Below are 353 nucleotides of genomic sequence, written 5' to 3'. Positions count from 1 at the left end.
GCGTGGCCAGCTCGCGCGGGCGCAGCCGGCGCCCGTCCGGCAGCACGACGTCGAGCAGGTCGTCGTAGACGCCGCGGTCGAGGCCGTCGCGGATCAGGTGGTCCTTGATGCGGTCGGAGTCGAGGACCCGCCAGCCTTTGCCGGCCAGACCGCGGGATTCGATCGCGGAGGACTTACCCGCGCCGGGGACACCGGCGGTGACGATCGCGCACCGACCGTCCCGGTCGATACCGTCCTGCTCGGCCAGGTAGGCGTCGACGATCGCGGCGCGGGTGTGGCGCCGAGACGGGTCGTCGGCATACAGACGAAACGACGCCCGGTCACCACCGGCGTCGAGGACACCACCGGGCGCG

1 pseudogene is annotated in these 353 nt (G+C 73.1%); it reads right to left on the bottom strand.

What is annotated here, in order from left to right:
• Nucleotides 1-353, bottom strand: a pseudogene (locus I0Q12_RS04330) (hypothetical protein); the annotation flags it as partial.

The organism is Rhodococcus sp. CX (assembly GCF_015865005.1).
In the GTDB taxonomy this organism is placed as follows: Bacteria; Actinomycetota; Actinomycetes; order Mycobacteriales; family Mycobacteriaceae; genus Rhodococcus.
The sequence above is the reverse complement of the archived record's forward strand: the minus strand, read 5'-3'. Positions and strand labels throughout refer to the sequence as shown.